The organism is Yinghuangia soli, assembly GCF_021502675.1.
Lineage (GTDB): Bacteria > Actinomycetota > Actinomycetes > Streptomycetales > Streptomycetaceae > Yinghuangia > Yinghuangia soli.
This window is the reverse complement of the sequence record NZ_JAKFHA010000028.1, coordinates 82,083-94,698: the sequence shown is the minus strand read 5'-3', so window position 1 is coordinate 94,698 and position 12,616 is coordinate 82,083. Positions and strand designations below refer to the sequence as shown.

Here is a 12,616-nt window from a genome sequence, read left to right as displayed (position 1 = left end):
TGCCGCCCCCGTACTGCCGTGTCGCGGCCGACTTCGGTCAGCTGCAGTCAGTCGCGATCAGTCGCGGTCAGCTGCCGGAGAGTTCCTCGGCGCGGTGCTTCGCGGCGCGCAGGTCGACCTTGCCGGCCGCGGTGCGCTCGATGGCGTCCACGAAGTGGATCTCCTTGGGCGCCTTGTAGCCGGCGATGAGGGTGCGGGCGTGCGCGGAGATCTCCTCGAAGGTCGGCGCGGTGCCCTCGCGCGGCACGACGAGCGCAGTGACGCGCTGGCCGAAGCGCGGGTCGGGGACACCGACCACGACCGCGTCGAAGACGTCCGGGTGGGCCTTGAGCGCGGCCTCGACCTCGTCCGGGAAGACCTTCTCGCCGCCGGTGTTGATGGTCGCGCTGCCGCGGCCGAGCAGCGTGAGGGTGCCGTCCTCCTCGATCTGCGCGAAGTCGCCGGGCAGCACCCAGCGGTTGCCGTCGCCGTCGATCAGGAAGGTGGCCCGCGTCTTCTCGTCGTCGCCGTGGTAGCCGAGCGGGATGTGGCCGCTGACCGCGAGGCGGCCGACCTGGCCGGAGCCGGGCTCGACGGGCTTCAGGTCGTCGTCCAGGACGGTGGTGGTCTTGGAGGACGCGAAGCGGGTGGCCCCGCCGGGCGCGCCGGCCTGGCGGGCCGCGGCGCCGGTCTCCGAGGCGCCGAAGCTGTCGATGACGAAGAGGCCGGCGACCTTCTCCAGCTGGTTGCGGACCGGGGCGCTCATCGGGGCGCCGCCGTTGCTGACCGCCATCAGGGAGGAGAGGTCGTACTTGCCCTTGTTCTCCTCGTACCAGTCGGCCAGCGGGCGGGCCATGCCGTCGCCGACCACCGAGAGGGACAGCACCTTCTCCTGCTCGACCAGCGCCATGACGGTGTCCGGCTCGAAGCGGCGCCCGGTCCACAGCAGGTACGTGTTGCCCATGTAGAACGTGTTCCACATCGACCACTGGCCGCCGCCGTGCATCATCGGCGCGAGGCCCATCATCACGTGCCCGGCGGCAGCCGCCGCGTCGCCGGCGACGTCCTCGTGCGAGGCGGCCTTGGGCTTGCCGGCCCGGCCCGCCTGCAGGGCGGCGAAGAAGATGTCCTCGCTGCGCCACAGCACGCACTTGGGCATGCCGGTGGTGCCGCCCGTGTAGAGGCCGTACAGGTCGTCGCCGCTGCGCGGCTGGAAGCCGCGCTCGGGGGACGCCGCGGCGAGGGCGTCCTCGTAGCGGGCCGCACCGGGCACGGTCTGCGCGGTGTCGGTGCCGTCCTCGAGGAGCACCACGTGCTTGAGCGCGGGGAAGTCCGGGACGATGCGGGCCACGACGTCCGCGTACGCGCGTTCGACGACCAGGGCGACCATGCCCGAGTTCTCGAACAGGTAGCGCAGCTCGGCCTCGACGTACCGGTAGTTGATGTTGATCGGGACGGCGCGCGCCTTGTGCACGCCGATCATGGTCTCGATCCACTCGGCCCGGTTCCAGGCGTGGATGCCGACGAAGTCGCCGGGGCGGACGCCCGACGCCGCCAGGTGCGCGGCCACCCGGTTCGCCCGCTCGTCGAGCTGCCGGTAGGTCAGCCGGACGTCGCCCGCGATGAGGGCCGGGCGGCCGGGGACGGCGTCCACCACGGCCTCGAAGAGGTCGGCGAGATTGAACGTGGGGTCGGTGGTCATGGTTCTCCCCGGGCAAGAACTGGAACGGGTTTCGGAAACATACCCTTGACAAGGTCAAAAACATAGCCTGAGGCTGGAGCCCGGCACGGCCTACGGCAAGTCCGGCTATCCAGCACGGGAGTAACTGGGATGCGCGTTCACGACAAGATCTTCATCGGCGGCGAGTGGGTGGAGCCCTCGGGCACCGACACGTTCGACGTGCACAACGCCTCGACGGAAGAGGTCATCGGGCGCGTCCCGGCGGGCACCGAGGAAGACGTGAACCGCGCGGTGGCCGCGGCCCGCAAGGCCATCGAGGGCCCGTGGGCGTCGACCACCCCGGACGAGCGCGGCGACATCATCGCGGCGCTGTCCGCGGGCATCATGACGCGCCTGATGGAGTTCGCCGAGATCATCGCGCAGGAGACCGGCTGCCCGATCGACAACTCGGTCGGCGTGCAGGTCTACAGCTCCACGATGGTGCTGGACTACTACGCCAAGCTGGTGCGCGAGTACCCGTTCGAGGAGCAGCGCCAGGGCGCGATCTTCAAGACGCTGGTACGCCGCGAGCCGGTCGGCGTGGTCGCGGCCATCGTGCCGTGGAACGTCCCGCTGTTCGTCACCGTGCTCAAGCTCGCCCCGGCGCTGGCCGCGGGCTGCACGGTCGTCCTGAAGCCGTCCCCGGAGACCGCGCTGGACGCCTACCTGCTGGCCGAGGTCGCCATCGAGGCGGGCGTGCCGGCCGGTGTGCTCAACATCGTCGTCGCGGACCGCGAGGTCAGCGAGAAGCTCGTGGTGCACCCGGACGTCGACAAGGTGTCCTTCACCGGCTCGACCGCGGCCGGCCGCCGCATCGGCTCGCTGTGCGGCGAGCGCCTGCGCCCGGTCACCCTGGAGCTGGGCGGCAAGTCGGCGTGCATCCTGCTCGAGGACGCCGACCTCGACGTCGCGGTCCCGGGCCTGCTGCCCGGTTCGCTCAACAACAACGGCCAGGCCTGCGTCGCGCAGACCCGCATCCTGGCCCCGCGCAGCCGCTACGACGAGGTCGTCGCCAAGCTCGCCGAGCACGTCGGCGCGATGACGGTCGGCGACTCGCTGGAGAAGGGCAACGCGATCGGCCCGCTGGTCTCCGAGCGGCAGCGCGACCGCGTGCTGGGCTACATCGAGAAGGGCAAGGCCGAGGGCGCCCGCGTGGTGGTCGGCGGCGGCCGTCCCGAGGGCCTCGACAAGGGCTGGTTCATCGAGCCGACCGTCTTCGCGGACGTGACGAACGACATGACCATCGCGCAGGAGGAGATCTTCGGCCCGGTGCTCGCGGTCATCGCGTACGACGACGTCGACGACGCGGTCCGGATCGCCAACGACTCGCCGTACGGCCTGTCCGGCGGCGTGTGGGGCACCGACGTCGAGGCGGCCACCGAGGTCTCGCGCCGCATCGCGACCGGCACGGTCAGCGTCAACTCGTGGGTGGCGATGGACTTCGGCGCCCCGTTCGGCGGCTACAAGCAGTCCGGCCTGGGCCGCGAGCTGGGCCCGGAGGGCCTGGACGCGCTGGTCGAGCTGAAGACCGTCGTCCTGCCGTAGCGCCTGCGGCGCGGCGGCGGCTCCGCTGGGCTTTTCGTCGACCGCGCCACTGCTTCCTCGTTTCGGGCGGCCCGAAGTCTCCGGACTCCGGGCCGCCCGGCGTTTCGGCGAAGTGGGCTTTGCTGACTGCCGGTTGGTGGATGCGGGTGGCTGGTAGCCCGTTGCCGTTTGGTGGTTGCGGGTGGCCGGTTGGCCGCTGCCGGTAACTGCTGCTGGTTGCCGGCACCGCGCAGAGATGGACGCGCAGCGCTCCCGGCCCCGACCCCGGCCTCAGCTCGCCCCCCGAGCCCGAGCCCGGCGACAGCTGGCGTTCAGCGCATGCGGCAGGGGCGATGCCGACGACGGTGGCGGTGCGACTCTGTGCCGACCGATCGTCAGGCGCCCCCTGCGGCAAGGGATTTCGGGCTTTGCGCGGAAATCCCGAGAGCCGCGCAGGCACCGCCTGCCATCATGGCCGCGTGAATCTCCTTGGTTGGCACGGCATACGTCCTCGGCGTCCCCGCACCGCACTTGCCACCGCCGGCACCGTCCTGGCCGTTGCCTTCGCGGCGGTCGGCTGCGGCGAGGGCGAGAGCGACTCCGACGACGGGTCGGGGCGTACCACCGTGGTGCTGCGGCCCGCCGGGTCCGGTGCGACCGCCGAGCAACTCGACCGCACGCGCGACCTCTTGGAGAAGCGCCTGGAGGCGGCCGGCGAGGACGACGCGTCGGTGGCCGTCGACGGCGACCGGATCACGCTGTCGGTGCCCGCGTCGTCCGGCGACCTGCTGGCCGGGATCGAGCGCCCCGGCCGCCTGGCCTTCCGGCCGGTGCTGACCGCGGAGACCTCGGCCCCGGGCGGCCCGGGCCCGTCCGGCACCCCCGGCCCGTCCGGTGCACCCAGCCCGTCCGGTGCACCCGGTGGGGCAGGCAGCGCCGGCACGCTCCCCGCCGGGCCGACCGGCTCGACACCGGCACCCGTCGACCTCACCGCGCCGATGACACCCAGCTCGAACGGCGCACCGCCCTCCGACCTGCCCGCCGGCATGGCCGCTGCGTTCGCCGCACTGGACTGCGCCGACACGTCGGCTGCGACCGGCACCGCCGGGAATGCGGCCGCGACGCTGGACGGACCCGCACTCGCCTGCGCGCAGAAGGCCAAGGACGGAGTGTTCGAGCGCTACATCCTGGGCCCTGCCCTGCTGGACGGCGGCGACCTCACCAAGGCTCAGGCTCAGATGTCGGAGAACGCCGGCGGGTGGGAGGTGGCGCTGAAGTTCGACACCGAGGGCACTGGCAAGTTCGCCGCGGTCACCGGCGACCTCGCGTCCGGGAAGTACCCCACGAACCGCTTCGCCGTCACCCTCGACGGCCGCGTGATCCTGGCCCCGACGGTCTCCGAGAGCCTGCCCGGCGGATCCGCGGTCATCACCGGCGCGTTCACCAAAACCGACGCGAAGCAACTGGCCGCAATGCTGTCCGAGGGCGCACTCCCCCTCGATTTGGTGGTCGCCTCGAAGACCGCCGGGTAGCCGCACCCGCGCCACCACGCCCCAGGCCGCCCTTGCCCCCCGGGGCATCAACGCACCGCCCTCCACCCCCCAGATCGTGTCGCCCTGCAACGCCGGGAGGGAGCGCAGCAACCGAGGAGGGCTGGGGAGGGCCGCCAGGCCCGGCGCAGGCCCGGATGCGGTGCCGGGCGCCGTGAGTGCTTGGGAGGGCCGCTAGGCCCGGTACAAGATCCGGCAGACACGGCCTAACCCCTCACCGCACTGCCGCGCGACCGCACCATTGCCTCGCGGCCCGCCCCCCTGCAGCCTGCCCGCACCGCCGCTCGCCGGTCCCGCGCCGTCGCGCGCCCGGCGGCCCGTGCCGTCCCCGCGCGCAGCAGCCCCGCGCCCCCCACCGCGCTGCGCCCTGCCACCTCGCACGTCCGCGCGCCACCCTGCGGCCCGACCAGCCCAAACTGCGCCGCGGCCGCCCGGCCCCGTGCGCCCATCACACCGCCCGGGGACCTCGCCGTCCCCGCCCCGCGCTCCCGCGCCACCCCACCGCGCTGTGGCCCTGCCGTCTCGCAGTTGCCCGGGGCCCTTGCCGTCGCTCCGCCCCGCAGCCCTCGGCCTCGCGGCACCCCGCTTTCGGCCCTCTCTCAAGGCGTCGGGCCACGTCGCGTGACGATTTCTGGTTCATATGAGACGATGTTGTCTCATATGAAGAATCAAGGTATCCCCTCCGATGTCCGAACCCAGCAGCTCGATCCGCGCCGCTGGGTAGTCCTGGCGATCCTCGCGGGCAGCCTGCTGCTCATCGCGATGGACACCACGATCCTGAATGTCGCGTTCCCGTCGCTGGTCGCCGATCTGCAGCCGAGCTCCGTGCAGCAGCTGTGGATCATCGACGCGTACGCCCTCGCGCTGTCCGGCCTGCTGGTCACCGCGGGCGCGCTCGGCGACCGCTGGGGGCGCAAGAAGTTGCTGCTGGTCGGCTTCGGCATCTTCGCCTTCGCCTCGCTCGGCGCGGCCTTCGCCACCGAGGCGTGGCAGGTCATCGCGGCCCGCGCGCTGCTGGGCGTCGGCGGTGCGGCGATCATGCCGTCCACGCTGTCGATCCTGCGCTCGGTCTTCTCCGACCCGCGGGAGCGGGCCCTCGCGTACGCGATCTGGGCCGCGGTCTTCGGTGGCGGCATGGCGGTCGGCCCGATCATCGGCGGCGTGCTCGTCGAGAACCAGGGCTGGGAAGCTGCGTTCCTCGTCAACATCCCGGTGGCACTGGCCGTCATCGGCTTCGGTGCGTGGCTGATCCCCGAGTCGCGCAAGCCGCGGGCCGGGAAGTGGGACTGGCCGGGCGTCGGGCAGTCGATCGTCGGCATGCTCGCGCTGGCCGGCGGCATCAAGCAGCTCGGCAAGGGCGGCCTGACCGACCCGGTCGCCTGGACGCTGCTCATCGTCGCCGTCGTCTCGCTGACCGTCTTCATCCGGCGCCAGCTGCGCATCTCGTACCCGCTGCTGCAGGTAAGGCTGTTCGCGAACCGCTCGTTCAGCATCGCGGCCGCGTCGATCTTCCTGGCGATGATCGCGATGGGCTCGGTGCTGTTCCTGATCACCCAGTGGTTCCAGTACGCCGAGGGCTTCTCGCCGCTGGAGGCCGGCGTACGGCTGCTGCCCGCGCCGATCGCGCTGATCCTCACCTCGATCCTGACGCCGAACCTCATGCACAGGTTCGCCATCCGGCACGTGCTGGGCAGCGGACTGCTGTTCATGGCGATCGGCCTCGCGCTGCCGTGGTTCATCGACCACAGCGGCTCGATCAGCTACATGGAGATCGCCGTCGCGCTCGGCTTCCTGGGTGCGGGCGCGGGCGTGGCGACCACGGTCGCGTCGGTCACGCTGATGGCCGCGACGCCGTCCAAGGACGTCGGCGGTGCGGCCGCGATCGAGGAGACCTGCTACGAACTGGGCGCCGCGATGGGCGTGGCGATGCTGGGCAGCCTGGCCGCGGCGCTGTACCGCACCGAGCTGCCGGACCTGGGCAGCGGACCGGTGGCCGACTCGGTCCGCGACTCGATCGGCGAAGCCGCCCACGTGGCAGGCGAACTGGGCGGCGCCGCGGGCGCCAAGCTGCTGGCCACCGCGGGGGAGGCGTTCACCGCGGGCATGACCCCGACGTTCCTGATCGCCGCCCTGCTGCCGCTGGCCGCCGCGGTGCTGGCCTGGACAAAGATCCCCAAGGACCTGCGCCCGACCGAGGACGCCGAGCACTGACCGGTATCTCCCCTGTGAGCACAGGGAGTTCGCCGACACGGAGATTCGACACGTGTCGCCCGCGAAGACAAGTCATCGGCTATTGACTTGAACGGAACCGGAGGGCATCTTTCCGGGTGCTCTCCGGGTTTCCGTCGTCGATAGGGGTGAACTCTCTTGCGCAGACTGGTTCCACACCGGAGCACGGCTCTGCTGGCGGCGGGCGCCCTCGCCGCGGCGGGTCTGGTGGTGCTGACCGCGCCGCCCGCCCAGGCGGACCAGGTCGCCTACACGTCGCAGTGCACCAACAAGCTCGCCCCGGGCCTGGAGATCCCGCCTTCGGAGACGAAGGTGGACATCCAGGTCAGCCCGGCGAAGGAGAAGTACGCGGTCGGCGACCTGATCACGGTGCACTGGCTGTGGGGTTCGTACAGCAAGGTCCCGATCTCCAGCCCGATCGAGGCGCTGCCCGCCGACTCCACGAAGCCGGTCGGCCGGGTCGCCGTGGGCGGCGCCCAGACCGGTGAAGTGGTCGTGGAGGGCGAGCGGAAGAACCCGCTGACACCGCGGGGCGAAGAGCTGGTCGTCACCGACATGAAGGCGACGCTGACGCTGACCGCCGCGGGGACGGTGGACTTCTCCCCCGCCAAGTACTCGACGTTCTCGCTGGTCTTCGGGATCGATGCGGAGACCGAATGCCTACCGCTCACCACGCCGGGCGTATCCGCGTCCATCACCGTGGAGCCGGGGCAGGCCGTCCGGCCCGTGCTGGACGCGCCCACCGGTGAGGCGCACCCGGGCTGGACGCTGGGTCTGACCGGGAGCGGCTTCGCACCGAACGCCGTGCCGCTGCTCAAGTTGTGCGACGCGACGGGCTCCGGCTGCCTCGCCGAACGCTTCAAGTCCAGTGCTCTTGTCATCGACGGCGCCGGCAAGCTGTCCGGCACCGCAACTCTGGCGGACCGGCAACTCCCGGACGGCGACTACATGATCAGCGTCGTCGACGGAGTGGCCGAGGCGCAGCGCCCGCTCACGGTCACTACCTACGTGCCGCCGGGTCCGCGGACCGTCCGGGCCGAGCCCGCGGCGGGCCCGGTCGGGACCACGACAACCCTCACCGGAACGGGGTGGACCCCGAACGCCGGTGTGAACATCGCCCAAGTGGACGCGAGCGGCTCGGCCGGCGGGGGCACGATCTCCCTGATCACCGACCACACCGGCGCCTTCAGCACGCCGTTCACCGTCAGCAGCCCGCTCACCACTCAGATCCGGGTACGTGAGGGCCTCTCGTCGGTCAAGCGCGTGTTCATCCCGTTCACGCTGCTCACGGTCGCGCCGATCGCCCAGGACGCCACGGTCACGCTCGTCCCCGGTTCGCTGTCGATGACCCAGGACGGCACCGGAATCGACTTCGGCACGGCCACCCTGGACGGCGAGGAACACACCCTGCCCGCGGCGTTGAACCAGGTCACCGTGACCGATTCGCGCGGCTCGGACCTGGGTTGGTCGCTCACCGGCACGATGACCGACCTCACGGCAGCCAATGGCCAGGACAAGATCCCGGCGGGCAACCTGTCGTGGACGCCTTCGTGCGCGGCGGCTCCGAGCAGCCTCGACCAGGCGGTCGGCGGCACCGCGGGTCCGCTGGGCCCGACCGCCGCACTGCTGTGCGGGGTGACACCGGACGGCTCGACCACCGGCGGCCGGTTCACCGCGGATGCCCAACTATCGCTTAGGACACCGGGATTCACTGCGGCAGGCGCGTACACGGGAACCCTCACCCTGACGCTCACCTAGCCACTCCCGACCACCGTGGGAGCCCGCCGACTGGGTACGGCGGGCTCCCACGGCGAAGCTGCTCGGCTTGGCGGGCGCGGAGGGCGCGGAGGCCCTTGCGCCGCCGAGGAGGCCGAGCAGCTGCCGCGGGCTTCGATGCGGACTCGGGTGGGTCGCGTCGAAGCCCGCGGTCACTCCCGCGTCCGGGGCACGACGACGAGCGCGCGCGGAGGGAGGCCGATCTCCCAGAGGCCGAGGTCGTCGGCGGGGAGCATGACGATTCCGTGGCGCCTCGCCTGCACCCGCGCCTCGTGGGTGAAGGCGGCACCTTGCTCCCGCCACGCCGCCGAGGCGAACGCATAGACGGCTTTGCCGGGCTCGTCCCGGCCTGCCCGCGCGATGAAGGCGCGCATCAGGGCGGAGCGTACGGCGGTTCCGCCCTTGTCCACGCGCCGCCCGTGGACGCGAACGACCAGCCGCGTCCCGTCGGGCGCTGTCGCGGACACCTCCGCCAGACGCGGATTGTCGGCCGAGAGTTCGGTGCGGACATCGGCCAGCCCGTCGCGTTCGCACAGCCAGGCCACATGCGCGGCCAGCCGGTCGGCGGTCATGCCCACAACCCGGTGCGCGGCCTCGCGATCGAGCGGCTTCCGATGGCCGGGCCGGGCGAACGCGATCCACCCGTCGAGGACGAACTCCACCAGGGTGCCGCTCCGTCGGCGCCACCACGCCCAGGTGTCCTGGACCGCCCACCCGCCGAAGACGATCCCCCCGAGGACGGCCGTGGCCCGCGCGTCACTGGTGAGCCCGGTACCCGGCACGAACCCGACGGCGATGACGCCCGCGGTCACGGCCCCCGCCGCGACCATGAGCCACCAGCGCCCGTCCTCGAACATCCCGGGCTCGTCATAGCGCCCGCTACGCATAGGTATCCCCTGCCCGCGCGTTCCCCCCAAGACGGCGGCCCGTGCCGCCGATGGCGCGCGTCGCGAGGAATGACGTGCGGCGGCCCCTGCGGAGTTGCGCCTACCAGCTCGCAGACGCGTCGGGAGGCAGCGTGCAGAGGGCGAACGGGACGGTTTCCATGGTGTCCACATCGAGATACTCGGCGTCGTCGGGGATCCGCGCGCGCAAGAACCGGTCCATGTCTCCCGGCTGGAGCGCGCGGACGGCATCGACGAACTCTGCCGGTGGCACGTACCCGTGGTCCTCGACGTAGTGCCCGATCAGGCTCGGTGCCGCGTAGGCGAAGCTCCCACAGGGTGACGCCACCCGGATCTCGGCGCTCCCGGAGGGCACCCTGCCCAGGTCCTCTCGAGCGACCTCGTCGACGTCCGGGGGGCAGAAGCCGCAGAAGTGCAGCCCGCAGGTGCCGTTGATCCGCTGCGTCAGGACGAGAAGTCGCAGCTTTTCGACGACGTCCTCGGGGACTGCGTCGGCGTGCTGCGGCACGTCCGCATCGAGCCACCCCACCGCCACGAGCGGATGGGGCGGAGCCCACGTCAGATATCCGTGCGGATGGTGCTGAAATTGCAGCAGTTCGCGTCCGTCGGTGCGGTAGCAGTACGGAGCAAGGTCGGGCATGAACAAGCGCAGGGCACTCCTTGGCTGGTCGGCGCGGGATCAGGGCTTGGGCGGCCGCGGCGACCAGTGGGTGCCGTCGGTGGGATCGAGGCAGGGGACGTCCGGTGCCAAGGCGGCCACTGCGGCGTACAGGGAGCGGAGTTCGTGGTCGGGGCCGTCCCACGGGAGGGTGGTACCGGAGACGGCGTGGCCGAGCAGGCCGTCGATGTGCTGGTCGAGGCGGCCCTGTCCGCGGCCGGTGCGGCGGCGGTAGTCCTCGGTGGCGACGACGCCGACCCAGTTGCTGCCGCGCTGCTTCCAGACCACGACGGCTTCGATGTCGGCCCAGGGAATCAGGTCGTCGCGCGTGCGGCCGCGCCACCGTCCCCGGACAAGGGTGACGCCCGCAGCGTCGAAGCGGTGGCGGGTGGGCGGACCGTGGAACGCGGTGGTGCCGGAGAACACAAGCAGCAGCCCGACGAGCGCGGCCAGGACAACTGCGGCCACGCCTCCCCCGGTGCTCAGCGCACCGGCGACCGCAGCCGCGATCGCACCGCACACGATGACGGCGCCGAGGACGGTGAGCGTGGCGTCGGTCCTGGTCCAGCGGACCGGGAGTTCGTGGCTCGTTTCTCCTGCGGTGGGCTGCATGGCCGCATCGTCGCAGCCGCTCCGGCCGATGGGAACCGGCTTTCGGCTCCCCGGCGCCGCCGGAATCAGAGCGGGACTGCGAATCTTGCGGTGGGGCATAGCAGTCATAGAACGCGATATCCCCCATGCGGAGCCGGAGTTCCGTGGCTTGCTTCTTGCTTGAGATATGTCGTACGACATATCTTCCGATCATGAATCCACGACGCGCGGGCGGCCCCGGTGGTGGGGCCGGGCCTACCGGGCGCTTCTTCGGTCCGGGCGAGCTGCGTCTCGCACTGCTTTGCCTGATCGACGAACAGCCCGGCCACGGATACGAGTTGATGTCTCGTCTGGAGGACCGGTTCGCCGGTGCCTACAAAGCAAGTGCCGGGGCGATCTATCCGACGCTCCAGCAAGTCGACGACGAAGGCCTGGTGCGCATCGAGCCGGACGGCGGCCGCAAGGTCTTCCACATCACGCCGGAGGGCCGCGCGGAGGTCCGCGGGCGGGCCCGTGAGGCGGACCGGATCTGGGCCCGGGCCACGCAGCGCGGTGAGTGGGGCATGCTGCGCGACCCGCATGCCGCAGAGATCGTGACTCCGGCACTGCGGCTGTTCAAGGCCGCGGTGAGCTGCATCGTGCGGGCGCACGGCGACCCGGTGGTGGTGGAGCGCGTCCGCGAGGTGCTCGACAACGCGCGCCGCGAGATGAAGGAGATCAAGGCGGAGACCCGGACGCTCCACCGCGCCCGTCGCCACCATCACCGCCGCGGCCGACCGCACGACTGACATCCGTACCGCCCCGCAGAGTTCACCTGGCGACGTACCGCGAAAGGGACGCACCCATGGCACAGGCGCACAGCACTGAGGGCACCACCGAGCACGACTCCCCTGCCCGGCCCGGCCGCAGCCGCGGCGTCGGCAAGATGATCCTGGATCGGCTGTCGGTCGAGGCCGAGATCACCGAGACGGAGCAGATCGCCGCGGGCATGACCCGGGTCCGCCTGTCCGGCGACGGGCTGCGGAAGCTGACCTGCACGCCGGGCCAGCAGCTGCGCGTCTTCACCGGCGATCCCGACGCGTCGTCGATGCGTGGCCGCCTCGGCGACCTGCGGACGTACTCCGTCTGGCACTTCGATGCGGACGCGGGCGTGCTCGACCTGTGCGTGATGGCCCATCAGAACGCGGGTCCCGGGGCACGCTGGGCACTGGCCGCGCGCCCGGGTCAGCTCGTGCGGTTCCGCGGCCCCGAGGGCTCGTTCACGCTGCGGCCGGACGCCGCGTACCACCTGTTCGTCGGAGAAGAGACGGCTTCGGTGGCCCTGGGTGCCATGCTCGCCGCAGTCCCGGCCGGCACTCCCGTGTACGGCGCGATCGAGACCGCGACCGAGGAAGCCCGCCTGCCGCTGCCGCGCGCCGGCGAACTCTCGTTCGTACTGCGCGGCGACGCGTCCGCAGCGGCCTCGGCGCTACTCGTGGACGCAGTCCGCGCCCTCGACCTGCCCGCCGAGCCCGGCATCGCCTACGTCGCCGGCGAGGCCCGCACCATCCAGCTCGTCCGCGAGCACCTCGTCCGCGAACGCGGCTGGCCGCGCCGCTCGGTGCTGACCAAGCCCTTCTGGACCCCCGGCAAGACCGGCATGGAATAGGCGAGCAAGCGGGCCGCAACAGCCCTGCGTCTGGGG

General features: G+C 71.8%; 10 protein-coding genes. 6 read left to right on the top strand and 4 right to left on the bottom strand.

The features are described 5' to 3' along the window. Positions 1-67: 67 nt before the first annotated feature. Positions 68-1,681 carry an acyl-CoA synthetase gene (locus tag LZ495_RS32830; protein WP_235056690.1) on the bottom strand — a complete coding sequence of 538 codons (1,614 nt, stop codon included), beginning with the start codon at positions 1,679-1,681 and terminating at the stop codon, positions 68-70. A 129-nt stretch (positions 1,682-1,810) separates the two neighbouring features. On the opposite strand from LZ495_RS32830, the gene LZ495_RS32825 reads away from it, so the two are divergent. The 4 genes from LZ495_RS32825 (at position 1,811) to LZ495_RS32810 (ending at position 8,760) form a co-directional block, all read left to right on the top strand. Then, complete coding sequence (locus LZ495_RS32825) at positions 1,811-3,244, top strand: aldehyde dehydrogenase (RefSeq protein ID WP_235056689.1); 1,434 nt, start codon at positions 1,811-1,813, stop codon at positions 3,242-3,244. A gap of 458 nt (positions 3,245-3,702) precedes the next feature. Beyond that, positions 3,703-4,755 (top strand): SecDF P1 head subdomain-containing protein, encoded by a 1,053-nt coding sequence (locus LZ495_RS32820; protein ID WP_235056688.1) that lies wholly within the window; start codon positions 3,703-3,705, stop codon positions 4,753-4,755. Positions 4,756-5,394: 639 nt separating this feature from the next. Then, positions 5,395-6,984, top strand: a complete 1,590-nt coding sequence (locus tag LZ495_RS32815; RefSeq protein ID WP_308268675.1) for an MFS transporter — start codon at positions 5,395-5,397, stop codon at positions 6,982-6,984. Between the two features lie 156 nt (positions 6,985-7,140). After that, positions 7,141-8,760, top strand: a complete 1,620-nt coding sequence (locus tag LZ495_RS32810; RefSeq protein ID WP_235056686.1) for a WxL domain-containing protein — start codon at positions 7,141-7,143, stop codon at positions 8,758-8,760. A 170-nt stretch (positions 8,761-8,930) separates the two neighbouring features. Here LZ495_RS32810 and LZ495_RS32805 read toward each other — a convergent pair whose 3' ends face one another. The 3 genes from LZ495_RS32805 to LZ495_RS32795 form a co-directional block, all read right to left on the bottom strand. Next, positions 8,931-9,665 (bottom strand): hypothetical protein, encoded by a 735-nt coding sequence (locus LZ495_RS32805; protein ID WP_235056685.1) that lies wholly within the window; start codon positions 9,663-9,665, stop codon positions 8,931-8,933. 100 nt (positions 9,666-9,765) lie between these two features. Further along, positions 9,766-10,323 (bottom strand): DUF7919 family protein, encoded by a 558-nt coding sequence (locus LZ495_RS32800; protein ID WP_443732558.1) that lies wholly within the window; start codon positions 10,321-10,323, stop codon positions 9,766-9,768. 39 nt (positions 10,324-10,362) lie between these two features. Beyond that, positions 10,363-10,953: a hypothetical protein gene (locus tag LZ495_RS32795; protein ID WP_235056683.1), complete on the bottom strand. Its 591-nt coding sequence runs from the start codon at positions 10,951-10,953 to the stop codon at positions 10,363-10,365. A gap of 191 nt (positions 10,954-11,144) precedes the next feature. Here LZ495_RS32795 and LZ495_RS32790 point away from each other — a divergent pair, with 191 nt between their 5' ends. Then, a complete protein-coding gene (locus LZ495_RS32790; RefSeq protein ID WP_235056682.1) occupies positions 11,145-11,720 on the top strand; it encodes a PadR family transcriptional regulator in 576 nt (191 codons plus the stop codon). 56 nt (positions 11,721-11,776) lie between these two features. Next, the gene (locus tag LZ495_RS32785) at positions 11,777-12,580 is read left to right on the top strand and encodes a siderophore-interacting protein (protein ID WP_235056681.1); all 804 of its coding nucleotides are present in this window, start codon (positions 11,777-11,779) and stop codon (positions 12,578-12,580) included. Positions 12,581-12,616 lie beyond the last annotated feature (36 nt).

Bases quoted from the DNA above. Each gene is read 5' to 3' on its own strand.
- LZ495_RS32830 (WP_235056690.1), bottom strand. From the start codon at position 1,681: ATGACCACCGACCCCACGTTCAATCTCGCCGACCTCTTCGAGGCCGTG.
- LZ495_RS32825 (WP_235056689.1), top strand. From the start codon at position 1,811: ATGCGCGTTCACGACAAGATCTTCATCGGCGGCGAGTGGGTGGAGCCC.
- LZ495_RS32805 (WP_235056685.1), bottom strand. From the start codon at position 9,665: ATGCGTAGCGGGCGCTATGACGAGCCCGGGATGTTCGAGGACGGGCGC.
- LZ495_RS32800 (WP_443732558.1), bottom strand. From the start codon at position 10,323: ATGCCCGACCTTGCTCCGTACTGCTACCGCACCGACGGACGCGAACTG.
- LZ495_RS32795 (WP_235056683.1), bottom strand. From the start codon at position 10,953: ATGCAGCCCACCGCAGGAGAAACGAGCCACGAACTCCCGGTCCGCTGG.
- LZ495_RS32790 (WP_235056682.1), top strand. From the start codon at position 11,145: ATGAATCCACGACGCGCGGGCGGCCCCGGTGGTGGGGCCGGGCCTACC.
- LZ495_RS32785 (WP_235056681.1), top strand. From the start codon at position 11,777: ATGGCACAGGCGCACAGCACTGAGGGCACCACCGAGCACGACTCCCCT.